The sequence below is a fragment of the Cupriavidus basilensis genome, assembly GCF_008801925.2.
In the GTDB taxonomy this organism is placed as follows: domain Bacteria; phylum Pseudomonadota; class Gammaproteobacteria; order Burkholderiales; family Burkholderiaceae; genus Cupriavidus; species Cupriavidus basilensis.
Window position 1 is genome coordinate 1,089,522 of record NZ_CP062804.1, and the last position, 24,614, is coordinate 1,114,135.

General features: G+C 66.5%; 23 protein-coding genes. 14 read left to right on the forward strand and 9 right to left on the reverse strand.

Going from position 1 to position 24,614, the window contains the following annotated elements; translation table 11 throughout:
- Positions 1–7: 7 nt before the first annotated feature.
- From cyoB to F7R26_RS25780, 8 genes are all read left to right on the forward strand, one after another.
- The gene (gene cyoB / locus F7R26_RS25745; RefSeq protein ID WP_150987173.1) at positions 8–1,984 is read left to right on the forward strand and encodes a cytochrome o ubiquinol oxidase subunit I; all 1,977 of its coding nucleotides are present in this window, start codon (positions 8–10) and stop codon (positions 1,982–1,984) included.
- Positions 1,985–1,987: 3 nt separating this feature from the next.
- Complete coding sequence (cyoC, locus tag F7R26_RS25750) at positions 1,988–2,638, forward strand: cytochrome o ubiquinol oxidase subunit III (RefSeq protein ID WP_150987175.1); 651 nt, start codon at positions 1,988–1,990, stop codon at positions 2,636–2,638.
- Positions 2,638–3,012, forward strand: a complete 375-nt coding sequence (locus tag F7R26_RS25755; RefSeq protein ID WP_150987177.1) for a cytochrome o ubiquinol oxidase subunit IV — start codon at positions 2,638–2,640, stop codon at positions 3,010–3,012. The genes cyoC and F7R26_RS25755 overlap by 1 nt, the downstream gene beginning before the upstream one ends.
- A gap of 389 nt (positions 3,013–3,401) precedes the next feature.
- The gene (locus tag F7R26_RS25760) at positions 3,402–4,190 is read left to right on the forward strand and encodes a GntR family transcriptional regulator (RefSeq protein WP_150987179.1); all 789 of its coding nucleotides are present in this window, start codon (positions 3,402–3,404) and stop codon (positions 4,188–4,190) included.
- A gap of 62 nt (positions 4,191–4,252) precedes the next feature.
- Positions 4,253–5,308, forward strand: a complete 1,056-nt coding sequence (locus F7R26_RS25765; protein ID WP_150987181.1) for an aromatic ring-hydroxylating oxygenase subunit alpha — start codon at positions 4,253–4,255, stop codon at positions 5,306–5,308.
- Positions 5,308–6,252, forward strand: a complete 945-nt coding sequence (locus F7R26_RS25770; RefSeq protein WP_150987183.1) for a PDR/VanB family oxidoreductase — start codon at positions 5,308–5,310, stop codon at positions 6,250–6,252. The genes F7R26_RS25765 and F7R26_RS25770 overlap by 1 nt, the downstream gene beginning before the upstream one ends.
- Positions 6,253–6,325: 73 nt before the next feature.
- A complete protein-coding gene (locus tag F7R26_RS25775; RefSeq protein ID WP_150987185.1) occupies positions 6,326–7,663 on the forward strand; it encodes an MFS transporter in 1,338 nt (445 codons plus the stop codon).
- 91 nt (positions 7,664–7,754) lie between these two features.
- Entirely contained in the window at positions 7,755–8,849 is a 1,095-nt protein-coding gene (locus tag F7R26_RS25780; RefSeq protein ID WP_150987187.1) for a porin, read from the forward strand.
- Between the two features lie 91 nt (positions 8,850–8,940).
- On the opposite strand, the gene F7R26_RS25785 is transcribed toward F7R26_RS25780, so the two are convergent.
- Genes F7R26_RS25785 through F7R26_RS25810 form a run of 6 tightly spaced genes read right to left on the reverse strand, consistent with a single transcriptional unit; the run spans position 8,941 to position 15,004 of the window.
- Positions 8,941–10,305, reverse strand: a complete 1,365-nt coding sequence (locus F7R26_RS25785; RefSeq protein ID WP_150987189.1) for an LLM class flavin-dependent oxidoreductase — start codon at positions 10,303–10,305, stop codon at positions 8,941–8,943.
- A gap of 11 nt (positions 10,306–10,316) precedes the next feature.
- Positions 10,317–11,267, reverse strand: a complete 951-nt coding sequence (locus tag F7R26_RS25790) for a TauD/TfdA dioxygenase family protein (protein WP_150987191.1) — start codon at positions 11,265–11,267, stop codon at positions 10,317–10,319.
- A 31-nt stretch (positions 11,268–11,298) separates the two neighbouring features.
- On the reverse strand, positions 11,299–12,141 hold the full coding sequence (locus F7R26_RS25795; RefSeq protein WP_150987194.1) for an ABC transporter ATP-binding protein: 843 nt from the start codon (positions 12,139–12,141) through the stop codon (positions 11,299–11,301).
- A gap of 56 nt (positions 12,142–12,197) precedes the next feature.
- Positions 12,198–13,019: an ABC transporter permease gene (locus tag F7R26_RS25800; protein WP_150987196.1), complete on the reverse strand. Its 822-nt coding sequence runs from the start codon at positions 13,017–13,019 to the stop codon at positions 12,198–12,200.
- 34 nt (positions 13,020–13,053) lie between these two features.
- Positions 13,054–13,902, reverse strand: coding sequence for an ABC transporter permease (locus F7R26_RS25805; protein ID WP_150987198.1), 849 nt, complete (start codon positions 13,900–13,902; stop codon positions 13,054–13,056).
- Positions 13,903–13,906: 4 nt separating this feature from the next.
- Entirely contained in the window at positions 13,907–15,004 is a 1,098-nt protein-coding gene (locus tag F7R26_RS25810; protein ID WP_150987200.1) for an ABC transporter substrate-binding protein, read from the reverse strand.
- Between the two features lie 251 nt (positions 15,005–15,255).
- Here F7R26_RS25810 and soxC point away from each other — a divergent pair, with 251 nt between their 5' ends.
- The 6 genes from soxC (at position 15,256) to F7R26_RS25840 (ending at position 21,149) form a co-directional block, all read left to right on the forward strand.
- Entirely contained in the window at positions 15,256–16,521 is a 1,266-nt protein-coding gene (gene soxC / locus F7R26_RS25815; RefSeq protein WP_150987202.1) for a sulfite dehydrogenase, read from the forward strand.
- Positions 16,508–17,107 carry a c-type cytochrome gene (locus F7R26_RS25820; protein WP_150987204.1) on the forward strand — a complete coding sequence of 200 codons (600 nt, stop codon included), beginning with the start codon at positions 16,508–16,510 and terminating at the stop codon, positions 17,105–17,107. The genes soxC and F7R26_RS25820 overlap by 14 nt, the downstream gene beginning before the upstream one ends.
- Positions 17,108–17,312: 205 nt before the next feature.
- A complete protein-coding gene (locus F7R26_RS25825; protein WP_150987206.1) occupies positions 17,313–18,230 on the forward strand; it encodes a TauD/TfdA dioxygenase family protein in 918 nt (305 codons plus the stop codon).
- A gap of 118 nt (positions 18,231–18,348) precedes the next feature.
- Entirely contained in the window at positions 18,349–19,383 is a 1,035-nt protein-coding gene (locus F7R26_RS25830; protein WP_416351364.1) for an ABC transporter substrate-binding protein, read from the forward strand.
- 1 nt (position 19,384) lies between these two features.
- A complete protein-coding gene (locus tag F7R26_RS25835) occupies positions 19,385–20,233 on the forward strand; it encodes an ABC transporter ATP-binding protein (RefSeq protein ID WP_150987208.1) in 849 nt (282 codons plus the stop codon).
- 19 nt (positions 20,234–20,252) lie between these two features.
- Positions 20,253–21,149, forward strand: a complete 897-nt coding sequence (locus tag F7R26_RS25840) for an ABC transporter permease (protein ID WP_150987210.1) — start codon at positions 20,253–20,255, stop codon at positions 21,147–21,149.
- 54 nt (positions 21,150–21,203) lie between these two features.
- Here F7R26_RS25840 and F7R26_RS25845 read toward each other — a convergent pair whose 3' ends face one another.
- From F7R26_RS25845 to F7R26_RS25855, 3 genes are all read right to left on the reverse strand, one after another.
- Positions 21,204–21,749: a shikimate kinase gene (locus F7R26_RS25845; RefSeq protein WP_150987212.1), complete on the reverse strand. Its 546-nt coding sequence runs from the start codon at positions 21,747–21,749 to the stop codon at positions 21,204–21,206.
- Between the two features lie 88 nt (positions 21,750–21,837).
- Positions 21,838–22,662: a 3-oxoadipate:acetyl-CoA acetyltransferase gene (locus tag F7R26_RS25850; RefSeq protein WP_150987214.1), complete on the reverse strand. Its 825-nt coding sequence runs from the start codon at positions 22,660–22,662 to the stop codon at positions 21,838–21,840.
- A 46-nt stretch (positions 22,663–22,708) separates the two neighbouring features.
- Positions 22,709–24,592: a bifunctional sugar phosphate isomerase/epimerase/4-hydroxyphenylpyruvate dioxygenase family protein gene (locus F7R26_RS25855; protein ID WP_150987216.1), complete on the reverse strand. Its 1,884-nt coding sequence runs from the start codon at positions 24,590–24,592 to the stop codon at positions 22,709–22,711.
- Positions 24,593–24,614: the final 22 nt, after the last annotated feature.

A 24,614-nucleotide genomic window follows, 5' to 3' on the forward strand; every position in this document is an offset into this window, starting at 1 on the left:
AGTAGAGATGTTTGGCAAATTGAGTTTGGATGCCATCCCGTTCCACGAGCCCATCATCATGGGCACGTTGACGATGGTAGCGCTGGGTGGCGTGGCGCTATGCGCGCTGATCACCTATTTCGGCAAGTGGAAATGGCTGTGGAACGACTGGTTCACCTCGGTCGACCACAAGAAGATCGGCATCATGTATTCCGTGGTTGCGCTGATCATGCTGCTGCGCGGCTTTGCCGACGCCATCATGATGCGTACCCAGCTGGCGTTGTCCACCAACGGCTCGCCGGGCATCCTGCCGCCTGAGCACTACGACCAGATCTTCACCGCCCACGGCGTGATCATGATCTTCTTCGTGGCGATGCCGCTGATGACGGGCCTGATGAACCTGGTCGTGCCGCTGCAGATCGGTGCGCGCGACGTGGCCTTCCCGTTCCTCAACACGCTGAGCTTCTGGCTGTTCGTTGCCGGCGCGATGCTGGTCAACGTCTCGCTGGGCGTCGGCGAGTTCGCGCGCACCGGCTGGCTGGCCTATCCGCCGCTGTCCGGCATTGCTTACAGCCCTGGCGTGGGGGTGGACTACTACCTCTGGAGCTTGCAGATCTCGGGCCTGGGCACCTTGCTGACCGGCGTCAACTTCCTGGTGACCATCCTCAAGATGCGCGCCCCGGGCATGACCCTGATGCGCATGCCGGTATTCACCTGGACCGCGCTGTGCACCAACGTGCTGATCATCGCCGCTTTCCCGGTGCTGACCGTCACGCTGGGCCTGCTGGGCCTTGACCGCTACCTGGGCATGCACTTCTTCACGAACGAAATGGGCGGCAACGCCATGATGTACGTGAACCTGATCTGGATCTGGGGCCACCCCGAGGTCTACATCCTGATCCTGCCGGCGTTCGGCATCTTCTCGGAAATCATCTCGACGTTCTCCGGCAAGAAGCTGTTCGGCTACAAGGGCATGGTCTACGCGACCTGCGCCATCATGGTGCTGTCGTTCCTGGTCTGGCTGCACCACTTCTTCACGATGGGCTCCGGCGCCAACGTGAACGCGTTCTTCGGCATCACCACGATGATCATCTCCATCCCGACCGGGGTGAAGATCTTCAACTGGCTGTTCACCATGTACCGCGGCCGTGTGCAGATGACCACGCCCGTGCTGTGGACGCTGGGCTTCATGGTCACCTTCGTGATCGGCGGCATGACCGGCGTGCTGATGGCAGTGCCGGCGGCTGACTTCGTGCTGCACAACAGCCTGTTCCTGATCGCCCACTTCCACAACGTGATCATCGGTGGCGTGCTGTTCGGCTACATCGCCGGCATTACCTACTGGTTCCCGAAGGCCTTCGGCTTCAAGCTCGACGAGCGCCTGGGCAAGTGCGCGTTCTGGTGCTGGATCATCGGTTTCTACCTGGCCTTCATGCCGCTGTACGCACTGGGCTTCATGGGCATGACCCGTCGCCTGAACCACACCGACAATCCGGCGTGGAACCCGTACCTGTATGTGGCCGTGCTCGGCGCCGCGTTTGTCGGCCTGGGCATCCTGTTCCAGATCCTGCAGATCGTGGTCAGCGTGCGCCGCCGCAAGGAACTCCTCGACGTGACCGGCGACCCCTGGGGTGGCCGTACGCTGGAGTGGGCAACTTCGTCGCCGCCGCCGTTCTACAACTTCGCGCACACCCCGGTGGTGCGTGACCTGGACGCGTTCGCCGACATGAAGGCGCGTGGCGAAGTGCCGCAGCAACAAGCGCACTACGAGCAGATCCACATGCCGAAGAACACCGGCGCCGGCTTCTACATCGGTGCCTTCAGCCTGGCGCTGGGCTTTGCCCTGACCTGGCATATCTGGTGGCTGGCGGCGGTAGGCCTGGTTGGCATGATCGTCAGCTTCATCTTCCGCAGCAACGACGACCACATCGACTACTACGTGCCCGCGCACGAAGTCCAGGCGGTCGAAACGAGCCATTTCCAGCGAATTGCGTCACAGGCCTGAACCATGACGACTGAAGTCCTACAGCGTTATCCCGCGCATGGCGCCACCCAGGCGCATGCCCACTCGCACGATCATTCGCACGATCACGCCCATCACGACACCAGCGCCAACACGGTGTTTGGTTTCTGGGTGTACCTGATGAGCGACTGCATCATCTTCGCCGGGTTGTTCGCCGCGTTCGCGGTGCTGCGCGGCGAAGTGGCAGGCGGCCCGTCGGGCAAGGAATTGTTCGAGCTGAACTACGTCCTGGTCGAGACCTTCCTGCTGTTGTTCAGCAGCTTGACCTCGGGCATGGCAATGATCTCCCTGCATAACGGCCAGCGTGCCCGCCTGCAGTTCTGGCTCGGCATCACGTTCTTGCTGGGCGTGGCGTTCATCGGCATGGAAATCAACGAGTTCCATCACATGATCGCCGAAGGCGCCGGCCCCCAGCGCAGCGCCTTCCTGTCGTCGTTCTTCACGCTGGTCGGCACCCACGGCCTGCACGTGGCGAGCGGCCTGCTGTGGATGGCCGTGCTGATGTGGCAGATCTCCCGCAAGGGCCTGACCCCGACCATGACCAAGCGCCTGGCCTGTTTCGCCTTGTTCTGGCACTTTCTGGACATCGTCTGGATCGGCGTGTTCACCGTGGTCTACCTGATGGGAGCGATGTAATGGAACATAGCAACGTCTCTGCCGCCGGCGCTCACCGCGCCCACGACGGGCACGGCACCACGTCCGCGGGCGCCAGCCATGGCAGCGTCAAGTCGTATGTGATCGGCTTCGTGCTGGCGGTGATCCTGACCGTCATCCCGTTCAAGCTGGTGATGGGCGGCACGCTGGAAGCCTCGACCACGCTGGCCGTGATCCTGGGCCTGGCGGTCGTGCAGATCGTCGTGCACCTGATCTACTTCCTGCACCTGGACAGCTCGTCGGAGCAGCGCTGGAACGTGATGGCCCTGGCCTTCACCGCGCTGATCCTGCTGATCGTGGTGGCGGGCTCGCTGTGGATCATGCACAACATGAACGCCAATATGATGGTGCATTGAGCGTTACGCGTGACGAGGCTTGGTTCGGCTTTCTGGTGAACCGCGTCACGCAAGCAACGTAAAAAAACGACCCGGTCGCGTGAGCGCCCGGGTCGTTTTTCTTTGTGCGGCAGCGGAACGTGTGTTTCTGGCTTCGCGGGCAGTGGGTTTTGCCCCGCCAGGCCTTGATTCTTCGCTGTATACAACAAGATCTGTTATGCCGAGCATCCGCCAGAAATACGCTGCCTGCCTTCCAGTTATTCTCTGATTTTTCGCGTTTTATTGACGTTTACCCTCGGTTTGCAGCTTTCGCATTGCCGGGTCTGTTTCTTGTGGATACACTCTGTATTCAATAGCGGCCATATTGCATCACCGGACACGCTCGCCCCCACAATGAGAGACAGCGCATCATGCAGACCGACAACGACAACGACAACGACAATCTCAGCGACAGCAAAGCCGGCGCCAGTGCGTCCCAGGCGGTCCGGGCCCTGCTCGGATTGCGGGAGCTGATTCTCGGCGGCGATCTCGCGCCGGGCGCCCGTATCTCCGAGCTGTGGGTGGTTGAGCGCCTCGGCGTCTCCCGCACCCCGATCCGGGCCGCGTTGATCCGCTTGCAGGAAGAAGGCCTGGTCGAGCCCATCCCGTCCGGCGGCTTTGCGGTCCGTTCCTTCGCCGAAAGTGAAATCAGCGATGCGATCGAATTGCGGGGCACCATGGAAGGCATGGCGGCGCGGCTTGCCGCGGAGCGCGGCGTCGGCCAGACCATCCTGAGCGGCCTGCGCGACTGCATCACGCAAATCGACACGGCACTCACCGGCGAGCTGACCGCGGTCAAGTTCTCCACGTATGTCGATCTCAACGCGCGCTTCCACCAGTTGCTGGCCGAAGCGGCCGGCAGCCCCCTGGTTGCACGGCAGATCGAGAAAGTGATGAATATCCCGTTCGCCTCCGCGAGCGCCTTCGTGATGGTCCAGTCCATCGATGAAAGCGCGCGCGAAATGCTGCTGCTTGCGCAGGCGCAGCACCGCTCGGTGGTCGAGGCGATCGAGCTGCGCGAAGGCACCCGCGCCGAAGCGCTGATGCGCGAACACAGCCGCATCGCCAACCGCAACCTCAAGATCGCCATGCAGAACCAGCAGGCGATGTCGCAGGTGCTCGGCGGCAGCCTGATTCGCCGGGCAGGCCGCCCGGCCTGACCTAATCCACTTTCGTAAGTCACTGAACCTTGGCGCGCTCGGGCGCCAGGGAGGGGATCGCTATGTTTCTGAAAAACACCTGGTACGTGGCCTGCACGCCGGACGAACTCGCGGGAAAGCCGCTTGGCCGCACGATCTGCAATGAAAAAATGGTGCTGTTCCGGGGCGACGACGGCAACGTCGCCGCGCTGGAGGACTTTTGCCCGCACCGTGGCGCGCCGCTTTCGCTGGGCTTTGTCCGCGACGGGCAACTGGTCTGCGGCTACCACGGCCTGACCATGGGCCGCGACGGCAAATGCGCCAGGATGGCCGGGCAGCGCGTCGGCGGGTTTCCTTCGATCCGCAACTATCCGGCCGTCGAGCGTTATGGTTTTGTCTGGGTCTGGCCGGGCGACGCCGCGCTGGCCGACGCGGCAGCGATCCCGCACCTGGAGTGGGCGGTAAGCGCGGACTGGGCCCACGGCGGCGGCCTGTATCACATCCATTGCGACTACCGGCTGATGATCGACAACCTCATGGACCTGACCCATGAGACCTACGTCCATGCCTCCAGCATCGGGCAGGCCGAAATCGAAGAGTCGGCACCGGCCACCAAGGTTGAAGGCGACATGGTCGTGACCGGCCGGCAAATGGAGGGCATCATGCCGCCGCCGTTCTGGGCCGCGGCATTGCGCGGCAATGGCCTTGCGCACGATGTGCCTTGCGACCGCTGGCAGATCTGCCGCTTCACGCCGCCAAGCCACGTCATGATCGAGGTGGGCGTGGCGCACGCGGGCAAGGGTGGGTATCACGCCGAGCCGCAGCACAAGGCGTCGAGCATCGTGGTGGATTTCATCACGCCGGAAACCGAGACGTCGATCTGGTACTTCTGGGGCATGGCGCGCAACTTCAAGGCAGACGACGCGCAGCTGACCGAAACCATCCGCGAAGGGCAGGGCAAGATCTTCGCCGAAGACCTGGAAATGCTGGAGGCGCAGCAACGCAACATCCTGGCCAATCCCGAGCGCAAGCTGCTCAAGCTGAACATCGATGCCGGCGGCGTCCAGGCGCGGCGGATTCTCGATCGCCTGCTGCAGCAAGAACAGGCCGGTCGTGCCGGGCAGGCGGAGGGCGCGTGATGCAGGTCAGGATTGCAAGCAAGGCCGACGCGGCGTCGGGCATCGCCGTGTTCGAACTGGTCGCCCCGCACGGCGGCACCCTGCCGGCATTCACCGCGGGCGCCCATATCGACGTACGGATCGGGCCGGGACTGGTGCGCCAGTACTCCCTGTGCAACGACCCCGCCGAGACCCACCGCTACCAGATCGGCGTGCTGCGCGACCCCGCCTCCCGGGGCGGATCGGTGGCCATGCACGCGCTGGCAGTGGGCGCCACGCTGGAGATCAGCGAGCCGAAGAACCACTTCGCGCTGGCTACCGGCGCCGCGCATTCGATCCTGCTTGCCGGTGGCATCGGTGTCACGCCCATCCTGGCCATGGCGCAGCGCCTGGCGCGGACCGGCGCGTCGTTCGAGTTGCACTACTGCACCCGCTCGGCGGCGCACACGGCGTTCCGCGAGCGGCTTGCGCACGACGACCTGCGGGACCGCACGCATTTCTATGTCGACGAGCCGCAGGGCCATCGTGCCGACCTGCCGCGCTTGCTCGCTGGCCACGGCGCGCAGACGCATCTCTACGTGTGCGGCCCCGCCGGCTTCATGGATGCGGTGCTGCGCCAGGCGAAGGAGGCCGGCTGGCCGGAGGCGAATCTCCACCGGGAGTATTTCGCCGCGCCCGAGGTGCCGGGCGCCGTCGCCGGGGCCTTCCAGGTGAAGGTCCAGAGCAGCGGGCTGGTGATCGATGTCGAGCCGGAACAGACGGTGGTGCAGGCGCTGTCGGCCAATGGCGTGGAGATCCAGACCTCCTGCGAGCAGGGCGTGTGCGGAACCTGCCTGACGCGTGTGCTGGCGGGCGAGCCGGACCATCGCGATGCCTATCTGACTGACGAGGAACGCGCCGCCAACGATCAGTTCCTGCCGTGCTGCTCGCGCGCCCGGACGGGTTTGCTGGTGCTGGATTTGTAGTTGCCGTCAATCCAGATCGATCGGATCGATCGGATCGGCCGGGTAAATCAAAATAAAACCATGGAGGTAGACAATGAAGCTCGACATCAGGGAAACCATCAACCAGGGCGAGATGAGCCGGTTCCAGATCATGGCGGTAGCGATCTGCATCGTGCTCAATATGCTCGACGGCTTTGACGTACTGGCGATGGCGTTCACCGCCTCGCATATCTCGGCCGACTGGCACCTGAGCGGCAAGGAGATTGGCGTGCTGCTCAGTGCCGGGCTGTTCGGCATGGCGGCGGGATCGCTGTTCCTGGCGCCCTGGGCCGACCGGCTCGGGCGCCGCCCCGTCATCCTGATCTGCCTGGTGACGATCTCGGCGGGCATGCTTTGCTCCGCGTTCGCGCAGAGCGTGACCCAACTGGCGGCCATGCGGGCGATCACCGGGCTGGGCATCGGCGGCATGCTGGCCAGCATCAACGTCATTACCGGCGAATACGCCTCCGACAAGTGGCGCAGCACCGCGATCGTGCTGCAGGCCACCGGTTATCCGGTGGGCGCCACGATTGGCGGCGCCATCGCCGGCGTGCTGTTGCTGCACTACGGCTGGCGCAGCGTCTTCGTTTTTGGCGGGCTGGTCACGCTGGCCATGATCCCGGTGGTGCTGGCGCGCTTGCCTGAATCGCTGGACTTCCTGATCGCCAGGCGCCCGGCCGGCGCGGTCGACAAGCTCAACAAGCTTCTCGCCGGCATGGGGCGCGAACGCATTGCCGAAATGCCGGCACGCGCTGCCGCGCAGACGCCAGCCCAGGGCGGGGTTCGCAGCTTGTTTGGCGGCCGCCTCGCCATGCAGACGCTGATGATCTGGACTTCGTTCTTCCTGGTGATGTTCAGCTTTTACTTTGTCCTGAGCTGGACGCCGAAGCTGCTGGTGGCGGCCGGCATGTCGGCGCAGCAGGGGATTACCGGCGGCGTGCTGCTCAACGTCGGCGGCATCGTGGGCGGCACGTTGTTCGGTTTCCTTGCCGCACGCATCGGGCTCAAGCCGCTGCTGTGGAGCTGCTTTGTCCTGACCGCCTTGTTGCTGGTGGCATTCGGCATGTACGCCAATACCTTGTCGGTGGCGTTCGTGCTGGCCTTGTTTATCGGTGGCGGCATCTTTGGCTGCATGGTTGGCTTGTATGCCTACGCGCCGATTCTCTATCCGGCGCAGAACCGCACCACGGGCATGGGCTGGTCGATCGGCATGGGCCGCTTCGGCGCGGTGCTGGCCCCGCTGGTCGCCGGCGCGCTGGTCGACGCGGGCTGGCCCACCGCAAACCTGTACTACGTCTTCGCGCTGCCGCTGCTGGTAGCCATCGCCAGCGTCGGCTTGCTTGGCCGGTCCCCGGCCGCAGACGGACAAGCGGTACGTATCGCCGCGCACTGAGCGGTACCACATAGAACACGCAATAGCGTGCCGACATCGGGCGGCAGGCCCCCGGCTTGCCCCAAACATTAGAAGAAACGGGAGGATGACAATGAAATTTGGACATACGGTCGCAGCCTTCGTGGCAGCGATCCCGGTGGTTGCCGCGGCGCAGAACGTGACGGCTTATGGGGTGGTGGATACGGGCGTGGAATACATCTCCCATATCGGCGCGGCCAAGGACAATGTCTTGCGCATGCCGAACCTGACCGGCACGGTGCCGTCGCGCTGGGGCTTGCGCGGCACCGAGGACCTGGGCGGCGGCATGAAGGCGATCTTCTGGCTGGAGTCCGGGTTCGGGCCCGATAGCGGCGCCAGCAACCAGGGTGGACGCCTGTTCGGCCGCCAGGCGCTGGTGGGCCTGTCGGGGAACTGGGGGCAGGTCGCGCTGGGACGGCAGTACACCATGCTGTTCTGGGCCATGGCCGACCCCGACATCCTGGGGCCGAACGCCTTCGGGTCGGGCTCGCTGGATAGCTACCTGCCCAACACACGCACGGACAATGCCATCTCGTACAAGGGTACCTTCGGCGGACTGACCGCCGGCGCCACCTACAGTTTCGGCCGCGATACGGTCAACGCGGGCCCGAGCCCCTCGGGCGCCAACTGCGCCGGGGAGAATCCGGCGGACCAGCGCGCCTGTCGGGAGTGGTCCGCGATGCTCAAGTACGACACCGCGACCTGGAGTGTGGCAGCCGCCTACGATTCGCTGCGCGGCGGCCCGGGTGCCTTCGCCGGGCTGAACCGCAGCAGCCTGACGGATGACCGCCTGTCCATCAACGGCTATGTACTGGTCAACCGGGACACCAAGATCGGCCTGGGCTGGCTGCGCCGGGACAACCGGGCCAGCCCGGCCCCGGTGAGCGACATGTTCTACGGCGGCGTGACGTATCAGGTGACGCCGGCCTTCAGCGTCGACGGCGAAGTGTTCAACCTGCGCTATCACAACAGCGCCGACAAGGCCTGGCTGTTCGCGGCGCGCGGCGTCTATGCCTTCACCAAGCGCACCTCCGTCTATGGCACGGCCGGCTTCATCAACAACGGCGGCAACCTGGCGCTGTCCGTCAGCAATGCGGGAACGGGCACCAATCCCGCACCCGGCGGTAGCCAGCTTGGTGCCATGGTCGGGATGAAACACGTGTTCTGACCGTGCACGCATGGCTGTGCTTGCGCAGCCCTGTTGCCTCGGACGGGCCAACGGGCAAGCCTTGCTTCTTCGCAAGGGAAGCCCTGGCCCGTCAGGCCACCTGCCGCGCGTCGCCGAACGCGCGCGGATGCGCCGGCCGCGCGAGACCCAGGTGCTCGCGCAAGGTGCTGCCCGCGTAGCGCTCGCGAAACAGCCCGCGCCGGCGCAACTCCGGCAGCACCAGTTCGATGAAGTCGTCGAGCCCGCCCGGCAGCCATGGCGGCATGATGTTGAAGCCGTCGGCGGCGCCGCCTTCGAACCACGCCTGCAACTGATCGGCGATGCTCTCGGCGGTGCCATGAATGGACCAGTGCCCGCGCGCGGTAGCCACGCGCAGGTAGAGCTGGCGAATGGTCAGTCCCTCGCGCCGGGCTAGCCCGGTCACCAGCTGGAAACGGCTCTTGGCGCCGTTGGGCTCGGGCAGGTCGTCGGGCAGCGGCCCGTCGAGCGGGTAGCCGGAGAGATCCACGCCGCCGAGGTTCTGCGACAGCAGGGCCAGCCCAACGGCCGGATGGATCAGGCTTTGCAGTGCTTCGAATTTCTCCTTCGCTTCGGCTTCGCTGCGCCCGATCACGGGGAACACGCCCGGCATGATCTTGAGTTGGTCAGGCGTGCGGCCATAGCGCGCCAGCCGGCCTTTCAGGCCCTGGTAAAAGGCCTGGGCATCCTCCAGCGACTGCTGCGCGGTAAAGATGACCTCCGCCGTGCGCGCCGCCAGCTCCTGTCCGGCCTCGGATGAGCCCGCCTGCACGATGACCGGATGGCCCTGCGGCGGGCGTGACACGTTGAGCGGCCCGCGCACCTGGAAATGCTTGCCGTGGTGATCCAGTGCGTGCAGCTTGTCCGCCGCGAAATGCAGGCCGCTTGCCTTGTCGTAGAGGAGGGCGTCGTCTTCCCAGGTGTCCCAGAGCCCTGTCACCACATCCACGAATTCCTCGGCGCGCGCGTAGCGGTCGGCGTGCTCGGGGTGCTTGTCCAGGTTGAAGTTGCGCGCCTCGGCGTCGGACCACGACGTCACCACATTCCAGCCGGCGCGGCCGCCGCTCAGGTGATCGAGCGAGGCGAACTTGCGCGCGACGTGAAAGGGCTCGTTGTAGGTGGTGGAGACGGTGGCCACCAGGCCGATGCGCTCGGTTACCGCGGCCAGTGCCGAGAGCAGCGTCAGCGGCTCGAAGCTGGCGGCGCGCGCCGTGCGGGGCAGGGTGGCGTCGTCAAGCGCGCGGATTGCGACGCCGTCGGCGAGAAAGATCGTATCGAACTGCGCGGCCTCGGCGCTTTGCGCCAGCCGCACATAGTGCGCAAGATTCTGCCCGGCGTCGGCCTGCGCGCCGGGGTGGCGCCAGCCGGCCACATGGTGGCCGGTGGCTTGCAGGAAGGCGCCGAGCTTGAGCTGGCGCTTCTGTGCGGGTTGGCTCATTCGTGGCTCCCTTACGCGGCGGCGCGCGCCGGCGCCGCGTGGTTGGCCGGCTCGGCTTGCTTGGGCGCCGCAGACTTCACCGACACGCTGCGGCGTCCGTCCACGCTGACCGGCACATCGCCCGCGATGGTCACGCGGCGTACCACGCGTTTGGCGTCGCCGTAGTCGTTGATGGCGTAGTGCTGGGTGGCGCGGTTGTCCCAGATCGCCACGTCGTTGGCGCGCCAGCGCCAGCGCACCGTGTTCTCAAGGCGATGGACGTGGTCTTGCAGTAAGGAGACCAGATGCTGCGAGTCGGAGGACGAGAAGCCAAGCAGCTTCTTCACGAAATGCCCCAGCACGAGCGTGCGCTCGCCGGTTTCCGGGTGCACGCGCACCACCGGATGCTCGGTCTCGTAGATAGCGGCGGTGAAGACCTCGCGGTAGCGCTTGATGGCTTCGGTGCTGACCGTGTTGCGGGTGGCGGCGTAATCGTAGTCGTTGGTATGCAGCGCCCACAGGCGGTCGGCCAGTTCGCGCAGCGCCTCGGGCAGATCCTGGTAGGCCGCCGCCGTATTGGCCCATACGGTGTCGCCGCCGGCGGCGGGAATGACCACGCCGCGCAGCACGGACACCTGCGGGTAGGCCAGGTCGAAGGTCACGTCGGTATGCCAGGAGTTGGCGCGGCCGCCGTGCTCGGAATCGAGTTCGAGCAGGAACCGCGTGCCGTCGCGCGAGGGCACGGTGGGGTGGGGCACGGGCGTGCCGAACAGGCTGGCAAAGCCCTCCTGGGCTTTGTCGTCCAGGTGGTCCTGGTCGCGCAAGAACAGCACCTTGTAGCGCAGCAGCGCGGCGCGCACGGCGCCGAAGGTGGCGGCATCGAGGTCCGGCGCGAGCTTTAGTCCGCGGATCTCGGCGCCGATGCGCCCGGCTACCGGGTGGATGTCTAGCGTGACTTGTGTTGCGGCTTGCTGCTGGGTCATCTGGGATTCTCCTGTGGGCGAGGGGCGCGATTCAGATCGCGAACTGGATATGAGGTGGCAGCCGGTCGGTGGTGTCCGGATCGGGTTCGCGCTTGATGGGCGCCTCCGCGAGATCGGCCAGGCGCCCGGTGAATTCCTGCAGCACGTCGTCCTTGACGCGCGCGAAGCCCAGCGCGGCGCGGTCGCGCGGATGGGCCAGCGGCACCGGCAGGATGCGCCGGATGCGTCCGGGCCGCGGCTCCATCACCACCACGCGATCGCCCAGGTAGATGGCTTCTTCGACATCGTGCGTGACCAGGATCATGGTGATGCCCTCGGCCTGCCAGATGCGGTGCAGCTCCTGCTGCAGGTAGGCGCGGGTCAGGGCGTCGAGCGCGCCGAAGGGCTCGTCGAGCAGCAGGATCTCCGGGCGCGTGACGAGCGCGCGGGCAATGGCCACGCGCTGGGACATGCCGCCCGATAGCTGGTGGGGGAACGCGGTCTCGAAGCCGGCCAGCCCCACCAGCGCGATATGCTCGCGCACCGTGCGGCGCTTCTCGGTCTCGGTCAGGTTGGCGTTGAGCAGCGCCGTGCGGATGTTCTGCTCCACCGTCAGCCACGGGAACAGCCGGTGCTCCTGGAACACGATGCCGCGGTCCAGGCTGGTGCCCACCACGCGCTTGCCGTCGAGCAGGATCTCTCCCTTGTAGTCTTCCTCCAGCCCCACCACCAGCCGCAGCAAGGTCGATTTGCCGCAGCCGCTGGCGCCGACGATGCTGACAAACTCGCCGGGCGCGATGGACAGCGTGATGTCTTCGAGGACGGGCAGGGGCTCGCCCTTGACTTCGTATTGCTTGCGCAGGTGCGCGATATCGAGCGTGCCGGCTCGGGCCATGACAGGTCTCCGGGATGGGTTCAGAAGCAACGGGTTCAGACGCAACGGGTTCAGGATCAGAAGGCGGCGACGGAGCGCCCGCGCCACGCCAGCAGGCGGCTCTCGATGCGGCTGGCGATCCAGTTCAGCGTAAAGCCGACCAGCCCGACCACGATCACGCCGAAGATCACCAGGTCCATCCAGAAATTCTCGCGGCCATCGGTCAGGGTGTTGCCGATGCCCTTGCCGGACACCAGCATGTACTCGGCGCCGAGCGTGGCCAGCCAGGCGTAGATCAGTGCCAGGTGGATGCCGGCGAAGATCGACGGCGAGGCCGACGGCAGCACCACGCGCAACAGCACCTGCCGGCGCGAATACTTCAGCACGTTGGCCACTTCCAGCAGATCGGCGGGCACGGCGCGGATCCCCTCGAAGGTGTTGAGCACCACGGGGAAGAAGGCCGCGAGCGACAGGAACACCACCTTGGCGGTGTCGCCCAGCCCGAACCAGACCGAGATCAGCGGGATCCAGGCGAACAGCGAGATCTGCTTGATGGTATGGAACGTCGGCCCCACCAGTTGCTCGAACAGCCGCGACAGCCCCAGCGCCGTGCCAAACAACAGGCCCGCGCTGGCACCCAGCGCGAAGCCGGCAATGTCGCGCCACAGGCTGGCCGACAGCGCGACAAACAGCGCGCCGCTGCGCACCTGCTCCACCGCCGTGGCCCAGACCTTGGACACCGGCACCAGCAGCGGTGACGTGCTCCAGCCAAAACGTACCGCGGCCCACCACAGGACGATCAGGCCAACAGGAAGGACCCAGCCGCGCAACGCGCGCGGGAGGCGCAGGGAGCGCGGGTTGCCGGATTTCGTTGCCGGCGTCGTGGAGGCATCGGCCATGTTGTTTTCCTTTGCTGTTGGTTTGCGCCGCAACTCAGAGCCCCGGCTTGCGCCAGCGCAATACCGCGCGCTCGGCCAGCGCCAGCACCTTGTCCAGCGCGAAGCCCACCGCGCCCACCACGATCACCGCGGCAATCACCATGTCGAGCTGGAACAGCTGCCGGCCGTACACGATCATGTAGCCCAGCCCTTCGGAGGAGGCCAGCAGCTCCACCACCACCAGCGCCAGCCACGCGTGCGTCAGCCCGTAGCGGATGCCGCTCCAGATCGGCGCGGCGGCAGCGGGAAACACCACCCGCGACAGCAGTTGCCAGCGCGTGAAGCGCAGCACCCGCGCCACCTCGATATAGCGCGTGGGCACGTTCTGGATGCCCTTGTAGGTATTGAGCGCGATCGGTACCAGCGAGGCCTTGGCAATCAGGATGATCTTGAGCGCTTCGTCAATGCCGACCAGCAGCATCAGCAGCGGCAGCCAGCCCAGCACGGGCACCTGGCTGAAGGCCTTGAAGGTGGGATAGACATAATCGCGGAAGCCGGGCGACAGGCCCATCGCCACGCCCAGCGCCAGCCCGCCGGCCAGGCCTAGTGCAAAGCCGCCCGCCACGCGCAACGCGCTGACGGCCAGGTTGGCCTGCAGCTCGCCGCTCTGGTACAGCTCGGTGAGGGTGTGCCAGACGGTGTCGGGGGCGGGCAGCACCTGCGGCGGAATCCACGCGAAGCGCGCCGCCACGTACCAGACCAGCAGCAGCGTCAGCGGCACCGGCCAGGCCAGCAGCCACGCGGCATGCTGCCGGGTGGGCCGCCAGCCGTGCAACCGCTTGCCGCGTTGCGCGGGGGCGGTGCCCGCCGCGGCCGGCAGCGCCAGGGTATCGTTGGCTGCCATCGCGTCAGGCTCCGAGGATCTTGCCGTTGGGCTGGTAGACCGGCCAGTAGCTCTGCAGGCTCAGGTCGTTCAGCGCGGCCTTCAGGAAGCTCGGGTCGATCCACTGGTCCACGTCGAACTTCGCGCGGGAGAGCCGCAGGCGGTACGCCTGCTCGGTGGCGTCCTTGTAGCGGTTGACCAGGAAGGGGTCGAAGTTCGGGTTCAGCCGCACGCGCAGCGGTTCGCCTTCGTAGTCTTCTTTCCAGTGCTCATAGGGCGTGCCGGCGCGCGCCCAGGTGCGCAGCACGTCTTCGCGGTTCTTTTCGTCGGAGGCCCAGCGCGCGGCCTGCACCGCGGTCTTGACCAGGTGCTGGGTGGCCTCGGGGTACTTGCTGGCGAACGCATCGGTCACCAGCACATGGCTCTGGCGCGTGTAGATGGGCGACTGGTTCTTGCTGGAGTACAGGATGCGCACCGCGCCCTTGTCGCGCAGGCGCAGGATATCCATGGCGCCGATGGCCCCGTCGATATCCCGCGTGGTGAGCGCGGCCAGGTAGCCGGCGGTGTCCAGGTTCAGCAAGCGCAGGTCCTTCTCGGCCAGGCCGTTGGCCTCAAGCAGGCGCAATGCCGGCAGATGCATATTGGTGCCCTTGAACAGCGACACGCGCTTGCCGCGCAGGTCCGCCACCGTCTTGAGCGGGGAGTCGGGCGGCACGCCGATATAGATGTTGGTGCGCACGCCCGTGGCCAGCACCAGCCGCGTCTTGAGACCGGCGGCGCGCGCCACGATGGCGGGCAGGTCGCCCTGCATCGCGAAATCGAGCTGGTTGGTGCTGATGGCTTCGTTCACGGCCGGCCCCGCGCCCTTGAAGAACAGCCATTCGATGCGCGTGCCTGACGGCTTGAACGCCTCTTCCAGCCAGCCGCGCGCATGCGCGATGGCGATGGAGCTGCCCGCGAAAGTGGGCGGCGTGCCGGTGGCCGGCTGCGCCACGCCAATGCGGATCACGTCGGGCCGCGCCGCGCCCGACGCGCCAAATACGCTGAGCGGGCCAGCGGACGCGGCGGCACCCAGGCCGGACACCGCAAGGCGTTTAAGAAGGGTTCGTCGCGTGATTGCCATCTTGGATGTGGTCCTGTGTCTTATGCTCGTGGGGAAGAATTCCACCAACGGCTCTCAAGATACGCGGCGCCATCGGCATGGCAGAACGAATGTTTCTGCTTTTGGATATGGCCTGCGCGCATATGCGCCACAGATGGCGATGGTGACGCGGCAACGCATATGGGCATGCGCTTTCCTTCGTTCCATGAGGCGGCTCGGTGGCATAGAGTGCGCCATTTTCGCTATGTGCCGAACGCACAAGGGCTGAGCCAATGACCAGCAACAACGAAAAGAACGGGCGGCCGCAGCCGGCCCGGCGCCGCTTCCTGCGCCAGGGCGCGGGCCTGGGTGGCGTGGCGCTCGCCGCCGGTGCGCCCACCCCCGTGCGGGCCGAAGTACTGACGGTGCCGCCCTGGACCCGCACGCCCGGCGAGCCGGTGCTGTGGCACGCCTACGGCCAGCCCTCCGCGTTCGAGAAGAACGTGATCCGGCGCAACCGCGGCCCCGCGCCGATGCCCGGCGCGAACTCCTCCATGACGCCGCTGCAGGACCTGCGCGGCATCATCACGCCCACGGGCCTGGTGTTCGAGCGCCACCACGCGGGCATCCCGCAGATCGATCCGGCGCAGCATCGCCTCGCTGTGCATGGCCTGGTGGAGCGCCCGCGCATCTTCACCATGGACGACCTGGTGCGCTTGCCATCGGTCTCGCGCATCCACTTCCTGGAGTGCTCAGGCAATACCGGGCGCGAATGGCGCGCGCCCAGCGCTACTTCCGTGCAGATCAGCCACGGCTTGCTGTCGTGCTGCGAATGGACGGGCGTGCCGCTTCCCGTCGTGCTGGATGAGGTGGGCGTGCGCCCCGAAGCCGCCTGGCTGCTGGCCGAGGGCGCTGACTCCGCCACCATGACGCGCAGCGTGCCGATGGCCAAGGCGATGGAAGACGCGCTGCTGGTCTACGCGCAGAACGGCGAGGCGCTGCGGCCCGAGCACGGCTACCCGCTGCGGCTGTTCCTGCCGGGCTTCGAGGGCAATATGAGCATCAAATGGCTGCGCCGGCTCAAGCTCGGCCGCGCGCCCTTCATGACGCGCGAGGAGACATCCAAGTACACGGACTCATTGCCGGACGGCAGCGCGCGTCAGTTCACCTTCATGATGGACGTGAAGTCCGTGATCACCTTTCCCGCGCCGGACCACCGGCTGCGCGACAAGGGCTTTTACGAAATCTCCGGCCTCGCCTGGTCCGGCTACGGCCGCATCCGGCGCGTGGAAGTGTCGGTGGACGGCGGGCGCAACTGGCGCGAGGCGCAGTTGCAGGATCCCGTGCTGGACCGCGCGCTCACGCGCTTTCGCACGCCATGGCGCTGGGAGGGCGGCCCGGCCGTGCTGCAAAGCCGCGCCATCGACGAGGCGGGCAATGTGCAGCCCTTGCCGGACCAGCTGGTGGCCGCGCGCGGCTATGAGTCCACCTACCACTACAACGCCATACAAGCCTGGCGCGTCAGCGCCGACGGGAGCATTGCCAATGCGCGCGCTTGAATCCCACCGTCCTCACCTTGCCGCCGCCGTACTGGCGATGGCCGCGGTTTGCGCACAGGCACAGGCGCAAACCTACGGCATTGGCTTGCTGGCCAGCGAGCGCGATCTCGCCGCCTGGAACATCGATGTCACGCCAGATGGCGCCGGGCTGCCGCCAGGCAGCGGCAGCGTGACGCTTGGCAAGCAGGTCTACGAGAACCAGTGCGCCGCGTGCCACGGCTTGAAAGGAGAAGGCAAGCCGGCCGATGCGCTGGCCGGCGGGCATGGCAGCCTGAAAGGCGGTGGCGTCAATGGCAAGCCGCCGTTGAAAACCATCGGCAGCTTCTGGCCGTATGCGACGACAGTGTTCGACTTTATCAACCGGGCCATGCCATACAACGCGCCGCAGAGCCTCAAGGCGGATGAGGTCTATGCCGTCACCGCCTATCTGCTGCACCTGAACGGCATCGTGCCGGCGGATGCCGTGCTGGATGCACGCACGTTGCCGCAGGTGCGCATGCCGAATCGCGATGGCTTCGTCGCGGACGCGCGGCCCGATACCGCGAATGTGCCTTGCCGCCGCGGCTGTGGCGCACCGGCACGTTGAGCCTGCGCGGACATCACGCGAGACGCCCATATGCGATAAGCGAATAAGCGGCAGCGATTACATTCGTTGACCGCTCCAGTCCGGGATCACTACAGTGCAAAGCTTAAGAACAAGCGGTGCAGGCCTGCCTGTTGCCTTGAGCAGCCAGGTGCGGAGCCGCGCGCTTGCCGCTACGCACTTTCGGTCCCCCGCTTAAGAGCTTGTCATGACGATTGGAACCCACCCGGCCTCAATTTCCCGCGCCACCGCGCCCGCTGCTTTCGCCGGCAGCGCCCGGTTCGAGATCCGCCCCTTCGACGCGCCGCTGGGCGCCGAGATCGTCGGCCTGGACCTCGCCGAGCCGCTGTCCGCGGAAGACTTCGCCCGCATCCACCGCGCGCATCTCGATTACCACGTGGTGGTCTTCCGTGATCAGCGCATCACGCCCGCGCAGCAGATCGCGTTCAGCCGCCGCTTTGGCCCGCTGCAGATCCATGTGCTGCACCAGTTCCAGCTTGCCAACCACCCCGAGATCCTGATCGTCTCCAACGTGCTCAAGGACGGCAAGCCGATCGGGCTGGGCGATGCCGGGCATTTCTGGCATTCCGATCTCTCGTACAAGGAAAAGCCCAGCCTGGGCTCGCTGCTGCATGCCCAGGAATTGCCGGCCGAGGGCGGCGACACCTTGTTCGCCAACATGCACCTGGCCTGGGAAACGCTGCCCGCGCATCTCAAGGCGAAGGTGGACGGGCTCAAGGCCGAGCACACCTACCTGGCCAGATACGCCGAGCTGCAACAGCGCAGCCCGTGGCGTCCCAACCTGACGCCCGAGCAGATCGCGCAAGTGGCCCCCGTGCTGCAGCCGGTGGTGCGCACGCACCCGGAGACCGGGCGGCGCGCACTGTTCGTCAGCGAGCATTTCACCACGCGCATCAAGGGGCTGCCCGAAGACGAAAGCCGCGACCTGCTGGCGCAGCTGTTCGCGCATAGCGTCAAGCCCGAGCATATCTACCGCCACGCCTGGCAGGAACATGACCTGGTGTTCTGGGACAACCGCTCGCTGCTGCATCTGGCTGCAGGCTGCCCGCAGGCCATGCGCCGCGTGATGTACCGCACCACCATCGAAGGCGATCTGCCCGTCTGAGCGGCACGCATCGCACGTGGCAGGGCGGGCCTGGCCCGTCTCCTGCACGCTGCCGAATTCACGGCTTTTATCGTATCCACAGTATCCGCAATACTCACAATATCCACCGGAGTCCCGCATGTCCCTGCTACGTTCCCGTCTTTTCTCCGCCCGCTGGCCGCGTGGCGTCGTCGCGCTGACGCTCGCCGCCGGCATGGCGGCCACGGGCGCGGCCCACGCGGAGGGGAAGATCCGCATCGCCGAGCAGTTCGGCGTGGTCTACCTGCTGCTCAACGTGGCGCGCGACCAGCAGCTGATCGAGAAGCAAGGCAAGCAGCAGGGCGTGGACGTCAAGGTGGAATGGACCCAGCTCTCCGGCGGCGCCGCCGTCAACGATGCGCTGCTGTCCGGCGCCATCGATATCGCCGGCGCGGGCGTGGGCCCCTTGCTGACGGTGTGGGACCGCACGCACGGCAAGCAGAACGTGAAGGGCGTGGCATCGCTCGGCAACTTCCCTTACTACCTGGTCAGCAACAATCCCAAGGTCAAGACCATCGCCGACTTTACCGACAAGGACCGCATCGCGCTGCCCGCGGTATCGGTCTCGGTGCAGTCGCGCGTGCTGCAACTGGCTGCGGCCAAGCAATGGGGCGACAAGGAATTCAACCGGCTGGACAAGTGGACGGTGGCGGTGCCGCATCCCGATGCCGCTGCGGCCATCATCGCCGGTGGCACCGAGATCAGCGGCCACTTCGGCAACCCGCCGTTCCAGGAGCAGGAGCTGGCCGGCAATCCCAATGCGCGCATCGTGCTCAACTCGTATGACGTGCTGGGCGGCCCTAGCTCGGCCACGGTGCTCTATGCCACCGAGAAATTCCGCAACGACAACCCCAAGACCTACCGCGCCTTTGTCGATGCGCTGGCCGAGGCGGCCAGGTTTGCCACCGCCAACCCGGAAGCCGCCGCCGACCTGTATATCCGCGTCAACAAGGCCAAGATCGATCGCGCGCTGCTGGTCAAGATCCTGAAGAACCCGCAGGTGCAGTTCAAGGTTGCGCCGCAGAACACCTTTGCGCTGGCCGAGTTCATGCACCGGGTGGGCGCCATCCGCAACCAGCCGGAATCCTGGCAGGATTATTTCTTCCAGGATCCGGTCACCGCGCAGGGCAGCTGACATGAGCGCGCAACCTTCCCCGCTACGCGTGGTTTCCGCCCGCGCTGCCCCCGCGCCGCTGTTGCAGGTCGACGGCGTCTCGCTGGAATACCGCACCCCCGAGCGCGTGGTGCGTGCCACCCATCAGGTCAGCTTCGATGTCCATGCGGCCGATCGCTTTGTGCTGCTCGGCCCGTCGGGCTGCGGCAAGTCGACCTTGCTCAAGGCCGTGGCGGGCTTCGTTGCGCCGTGCGAGGGCGAGATCCGGCTCGAAGGTGCGCCCGTCAGCGCGCCCGGCCCCGACCGCATCGTGGTGTTCCAGGAGTTCGACCAGTTGCCGCCCTGGAAGACGGTGCGGCAGAACGTGATGTTCCCGCTCATGCAGTCGCGCGGCATGTCGCGCTGCGAGGCGTCCGAATGCGCACTGCATTTCCTCGACAAGGTGGGGCTGGCCAACTTTGCCGATGCCTATCCGCATACCCTGTCGGGCGGCATGAAGCAGCGCGTGGCGATTGCCCGCGCGCTGGCGATGCGCCCCAAGGTACTGCTGATGGACGAGCCCTTTGCCGCGCTGGATGCGCTTACGCGCCGGCGCATGCAGGAGGAGTTGCTGGCGCTGTGGCACGACGCCGCCTTCACGCTGCTGTTTGTCACGCATTCGATCGAAGAGGCGCTGGTGGTGGGCAGCCGCATCCTGCTGCTGTCGCCGCATCCGGGGCGCGTGCGCGCCGAGCTCAACAGCCACCAGTTCGACCTGGCCAGCCAGGGCGGGGCGGAGTTCCAGGCTACCGCGCAACGCATCCACCATCTGCTGTTCGACGAAGCGCCGCACCCGGCGCCGTCGCCGGCGCGCACCGCGCAGGCGCGCTGAACGCCCGCCAGGATTGACCATGACGAGTACATACACGAGCACCACCTCTCTTTCCGCCACCACGGTGGTCCGCGCCGAATACGAGCGCAAGCTCGAGCCCTTCACCGCCTTGCCGGTGGCGCGCGCCTTGCCCTGGCCGCAACGCCTGTGGCAGCAGGGCTGGCTGCGCAAGGCGCTGATCCTGGTGGTGCTGGCCTGCCTGTGGGAAATCATCGCGCGCGTGCAGGACAACGACCTGCTGTTGCCGGGCTTTCTCGCCACCGCACGCGCTTTTGCCGAAGGCATCGGCAATGGCGAGCTGCTGGCCAAGGCCGGCATCTCCATGTCGGTGCTGCTGCAAGGCTATGCCGGCGGCATTGTGCTGGCCTTCGTGCTGACCACGCTGGCGGTGTCGACCGAGCTGGGGCGCGATGTGCTGGACACGCTCACCGCCATGTTCAATCCGCTGCCGGCCATTGCGCTGCTGCCGCTGGCGCTGCTGTGGTTTGGCCTTGGCAGCAAGAGCCTGGTGTTCGTGCTGATCCATTCGGTGCTGTGGCCGCTGGCGCTCAATACCTATGCGGGCTTTCGCGGGGTGCCGGCCACCTTGCGCATGGCCGGGCGCAACTACGGCCTGCGCGGGCTGCGCTACGTGCTGCTGATCCTGGTGCCCGCCGCGCTGCCGGCCATCCTGTCCGGGCTGAAGATAGGCTGGGCCTTTGCCTGGCGCACGCTGATCGCGGCGGAGCTGGTGTTTGGCGCATCGTCGGGCAAGGGCGGGCTGGGCTGGTACATCTTCCAGAACCGCAATGAGCTGTACACCGACCGCGTCTTCGCCGGCCTGGCCATGGTGATCCTGATCGGGCTGCTGGTGGAGAACCTGGTGTTCAGGACGCTGGAGCGTGTGACCGTGCGCCGCTGGGGCATGCAGCACTGACGCTGGCGGTAATGGGAAATAGTGCTGTAGCCGGCACGCGGCGCCGGGGCGGCTTCAGGGATCGACCGGAGGCGGCAGAACCCGCTCGCTCAAGCCCAGGCGCTCCAGCACGCGGCCGGCGGCATTCGCCACGCTGTCGCCATGCGGGGGCATGATCAGGTGCGCCGTCTCGCGATAGAGCGGGTCGCGCACCTGGAACAGCGCTTCCAGCGTGGCGCGCGGGTTGGCAACCTGCAGCAACGGGCGGTTGCGGTTGCGCCGCGTGCGGTGCCACAGCTCGGCGGGCGAGGCGCACAGGTAGATCACGCAGCCGCGCGAGCGCAGCATCTCGCGGTTTTCCGGGCGCAGCACGGCGCCGCCGCCGGTGGCCATCACGATGCCGCGGCGCTGGCTGAGCTCATCCAGCACCCGGCTTTCGCGCTCGCGAAAGCCTTCCTCGCCTTCCAGCTCGAAGATCGTGGGTATCCGCACGCCGCAACGCGCCTCGATTTCGTGGTCGGAATCGAAAAAAGGCAGCCCGAGCCGGCGCGCCACCGTCCTGCCGATGGTGGTCTTGCCGGCGCCCATGAAGCCCACGAAGAAGAGATTATCGAAATCCAAGTTTGCGTTGAGCCGTTTTCGGCTCCGGATCCGGTCTTCTCTACGGTAGCACGAGATGCGTGGCGATCAAAACGGTTGGGTAAGAAGCTCATGCCAGGCCGAGCAGCTGGCGAGCCTCTTGCGGCGTGGCCACGGCGCGGCCGTACTGTGCGCACAGCGCCGCCACCCGGCCCACCAGCTGCGCGTTGCTGGCGGCCAATGTGTCCTTGTCCCAGCGCACATTGTCTTCCAGGCCGGTGCGGCAGTGGCCGCCGAGCTGGAGCGTCCAGTGATTGACCTCCAGTTGGTGCCGGCCGATGCCCGCCGCGGTCCAGGTCGCGCCGGGCAGTACCTTGCCCAGTTGCGCCACCTGGAATTCGAGGATGTCCTTGCGCGCCGGCAGCGCATTCTTGATGCCGAACACAAATTGCACATGCACCGGAGGCAGCAGCAAGCCCTCCTTGACCAGGTCCGCCGTGTTGTAGAGCATCGCCAGGTCGAAGATCTCGATCTCGGGCTTGATGTGGTAATCGCGCATGGCCTTGGCCAGCGCCCGCACGAAGTCGGGCGGGTTCTCGTAGACGGTGGTGGGGAAGTTGACCGAGCCCGTGGCCAGCGAGGCCATGTCCGGGCGCAGGTCGAGCATGGCGCCGCGCTGCTCCATGGCGCGCCCGCGCCCGCCGGTGGAGAACTGCACGATCATGCCCGGGCAATACTTGCGGATGCCTTCCTGCAGCGCGGCGAAGCGCGCCGGGTCCGAGCTGGAATTCCCGGCATCGTCGCGCACGTGCAGATGCACCAGCGTGGCGCCTGCCTCGAAGCTCTGCTGCGTGCTCTCGATCTGCTCGGCCACCGAGATCGGGATGGCGGGATTGTCTTTCTTGCGGGGCACCGAGCCGGTGATGGCGACTGAGATGATGCAGGGATCTTGCATGTGAGGCTCCATTGTGAGGCTCCGATAAGGGATGACGCCGCCGGCTTCAGGCCGGACGGGCCTGGCGGTTGCGGCTGGCCAGGGCTTGCGCGGCCATGCGCAGCGAGGCGTTGGCCGCGCCGAAGCCGAGGTAGCCATCGCGCTGCACCAGCTCGAAGAAGAAGCGGTCGTGGAAGGGCTCGGTGTATGCGTGCAGGAATTCACCACCGGCATCCCGGTCGTACAGCAGCTGGTGTTGCCTCAGGCGTTCCAGCGCGGCATCGTCCAGCCCGAGCCGGGCGCCGACATCGTCGTAGTAGTTGTCCGGCACGTGGAGCATGGCGGCCTCGGCGGGCACGACCTGCGCCAGCGTCGCGCACAGATCCGGCGTGCGGAATGCGATGTGGTGGATGCCCGAGCCCGAGTAGGCGGTGATGAACCGGCCGGTCGCGGTGCGGCTGCTCTCCGAGACATTGAGCGGAATCCGCAGGCTCTGCTCCGCGCTGACCATGGCGCGGCTCTTGACCAGTCCGTAGGGATCGGCGATTTCGTGCAGCGCCTGCGCCTGCAGGCCAAACACCGTCTTGTAGAACAGCACGAAGCTGTCGAGCCTGTGCGGCGGCAGCGCCTGGGCGATATGGTCGATGGCCATCAGCCCCGCGCCCGCGCTGCCGGCGCCGCCAGGTTCGAGCACGAAGTCGCTTTCGTAGATGCTGCGGTCCGAGCCCTGTTCGTCGATCAGGTAGAACAGCATGCCGTCAGGCGCGCGCAATGCCGGAATGCTGCGCTCGTGCGGGCCGATGCGCTCGCGCCACTCCTTGCACAACAGGGCCCGGGCACGCGTGACGGCGCGTTGGGCATCGTCCACCTTCAGGCCCAGCGCACACACGGAGGGGCCGTGCAACTGGAAGTGCTCGGCCGCGGCGCTGTCCTGCTCGGCATTGAGGATGATGTTGACGCCGCCCTGCCGGTAGAGCTCCACCGCCTTGGAGCGGTGGCGGCCCGCATGGCCAAAGCCCAGCGAGCGCAGGCGCGCGCCCAGCTCGCGCCCGGTCACGTAGTCCACCGCGAACTCCAGGAAGTCCACGCCGCCAAAGCGCGGCGGCGCCGGCAGGGGCGGGCCGCCCGCCTCGGACTCGAGCCAGATCAGTGAGCGCAGCCCATCGAGCGCGGTCAGGCGCGCGGGTGCCGCTCGGAATTCGTCATTGAAGATCTCCAGCGAGAGCGGCCCGCGATAGCCCGCGTCCATTGCCGCGCGCGCAAACTCGGTGACAGCCAGATCGCCCTGCCCGGGGAAATTGCGGTAATGCCGGCTCCACGACAGCACGTCCATGCTCATCCGCGGCGCGTCGGCCAGTTGCATGAAGAAGAGCTTTTCCGCCGGCACTTCGCCGATGCCTTCGAGCGTGTCGCCAAGCGCGAGGGTGTGAAAGCTATCCAGCACCAGGCCCAGCGCGGGGTGGTCGGCCTGCCGCACGATCTCCCACGCCTGGCGCCAGCGCCGGGTGTGGCGGCCCCAGGCCAGCGCCTCGTAGGCGACCGACAGCCCGCGTTTTGCCGCGGCCTCGGCCATGGCGCGCAGGTCGGCTGCCGCGCGCGCGGGATCGTCGATGGTGATCTCCTGCACATTGCTGCAGACCAGCACCATGCGCGCACCGAGCTCTTCCATCACGTCGAACTTGCGCTCGGCCCGCGCCATGTTGCGCTCGCGGATCGCATCCGGCATGGCCTCGAAATCGCGGAAGGGCTGGTACAGCATGATGGCCAGGCCGAGGTCGGCCGCGATGCGGCGCACGTCGGCTGGCGAGCCGTCGAAGTTCAGCAGGTCGTTCTCGAAGATCTCGACCCCATCGAAGCCGGCCGCGGCGGCGGCCTCGAGTTTTTCAGGGAGCGTGCCGGAGAGCGATACGGTAGCGATCGATTTCGGGTGGCGCCAGGCGGTGGTGTCCATGTCAGATCCTGCGTGCTTCGTG

What these genes read in the sequence shown, in the direction of transcription:
- cyoB (WP_150987173.1), top strand. Translation starts at nt 8, where the DNA reads ATGTTTGGCAAATTGAGTTTGGATGCCATCCCGTTCCACGAGCCCATC.
- cyoC (WP_150987175.1), top strand. Translation starts at nt 1,988, where the DNA reads ATGACGACTGAAGTCCTACAGCGTTATCCCGCGCATGGCGCCACCCAG.
- F7R26_RS25755 (WP_150987177.1), top strand. Translation starts at nt 2,638, where the DNA reads ATGGAACATAGCAACGTCTCTGCCGCCGGCGCTCACCGCGCCCACGAC.
- F7R26_RS25760 (WP_150987179.1), top strand. Translation starts at nt 3,402, where the DNA reads ATGCAGACCGACAACGACAACGACAACGACAATCTCAGCGACAGCAAA.
- F7R26_RS25765 (WP_150987181.1), top strand. Translation starts at nt 4,253, where the DNA reads ATGTTTCTGAAAAACACCTGGTACGTGGCCTGCACGCCGGACGAACTC.
- F7R26_RS25770 (WP_150987183.1), top strand. Translation starts at nt 5,308, where the DNA reads ATGCAGGTCAGGATTGCAAGCAAGGCCGACGCGGCGTCGGGCATCGCC.
- F7R26_RS25775 (WP_150987185.1), top strand. Translation starts at nt 6,326, where the DNA reads ATGAAGCTCGACATCAGGGAAACCATCAACCAGGGCGAGATGAGCCGG.
- F7R26_RS25780 (WP_150987187.1), top strand. Translation starts at nt 7,755, where the DNA reads ATGAAATTTGGACATACGGTCGCAGCCTTCGTGGCAGCGATCCCGGTG.
- F7R26_RS25785 (WP_150987189.1), bottom strand. Translation starts at nt 10,305, where the DNA reads ATGAGCCAACCCGCACAGAAGCGCCAGCTCAAGCTCGGCGCCTTCCTG.
- F7R26_RS25790 (WP_150987191.1), bottom strand. Translation starts at nt 11,267, where the DNA reads ATGACCCAGCAGCAAGCCGCAACACAAGTCACGCTAGACATCCACCCG.
- F7R26_RS25795 (WP_150987194.1), bottom strand. Translation starts at nt 12,141, where the DNA reads ATGGCCCGAGCCGGCACGCTCGATATCGCGCACCTGCGCAAGCAATAC.
- F7R26_RS25800 (WP_150987196.1), bottom strand. Translation starts at nt 13,019, where the DNA reads ATGGCCGATGCCTCCACGACGCCGGCAACGAAATCCGGCAACCCGCGC.
- F7R26_RS25805 (WP_150987198.1), bottom strand. Translation starts at nt 13,902, where the DNA reads ATGGCAGCCAACGATACCCTGGCGCTGCCGGCCGCGGCGGGCACCGCC.
- F7R26_RS25810 (WP_150987200.1), bottom strand. Translation starts at nt 15,004, where the DNA reads ATGGCAATCACGCGACGAACCCTTCTTAAACGCCTTGCGGTGTCCGGC.
- soxC (WP_150987202.1), top strand. Translation starts at nt 15,256, where the DNA reads ATGACCAGCAACAACGAAAAGAACGGGCGGCCGCAGCCGGCCCGGCGC.
- F7R26_RS25820 (WP_150987204.1), top strand. Translation starts at nt 16,508, where the DNA reads ATGCGCGCGCTTGAATCCCACCGTCCTCACCTTGCCGCCGCCGTACTG.
- F7R26_RS25825 (WP_150987206.1), top strand. Translation starts at nt 17,313, where the DNA reads ATGACGATTGGAACCCACCCGGCCTCAATTTCCCGCGCCACCGCGCCC.
- F7R26_RS25830 (WP_416351364.1), top strand. Translation starts at nt 18,349, where the DNA reads ATGTCCCTGCTACGTTCCCGTCTTTTCTCCGCCCGCTGGCCGCGTGGC.
- F7R26_RS25835 (WP_150987208.1), top strand. Translation starts at nt 19,385, where the DNA reads ATGAGCGCGCAACCTTCCCCGCTACGCGTGGTTTCCGCCCGCGCTGCC.
- F7R26_RS25840 (WP_150987210.1), top strand. Translation starts at nt 20,253, where the DNA reads ATGACGAGTACATACACGAGCACCACCTCTCTTTCCGCCACCACGGTG.
- F7R26_RS25850 (WP_150987214.1), bottom strand. Translation starts at nt 22,662, where the DNA reads ATGCAAGATCCCTGCATCATCTCAGTCGCCATCACCGGCTCGGTGCCC.
- F7R26_RS25855 (WP_150987216.1), bottom strand. Translation starts at nt 24,592, where the DNA reads ATGGACACCACCGCCTGGCGCCACCCGAAATCGATCGCTACCGTATCG.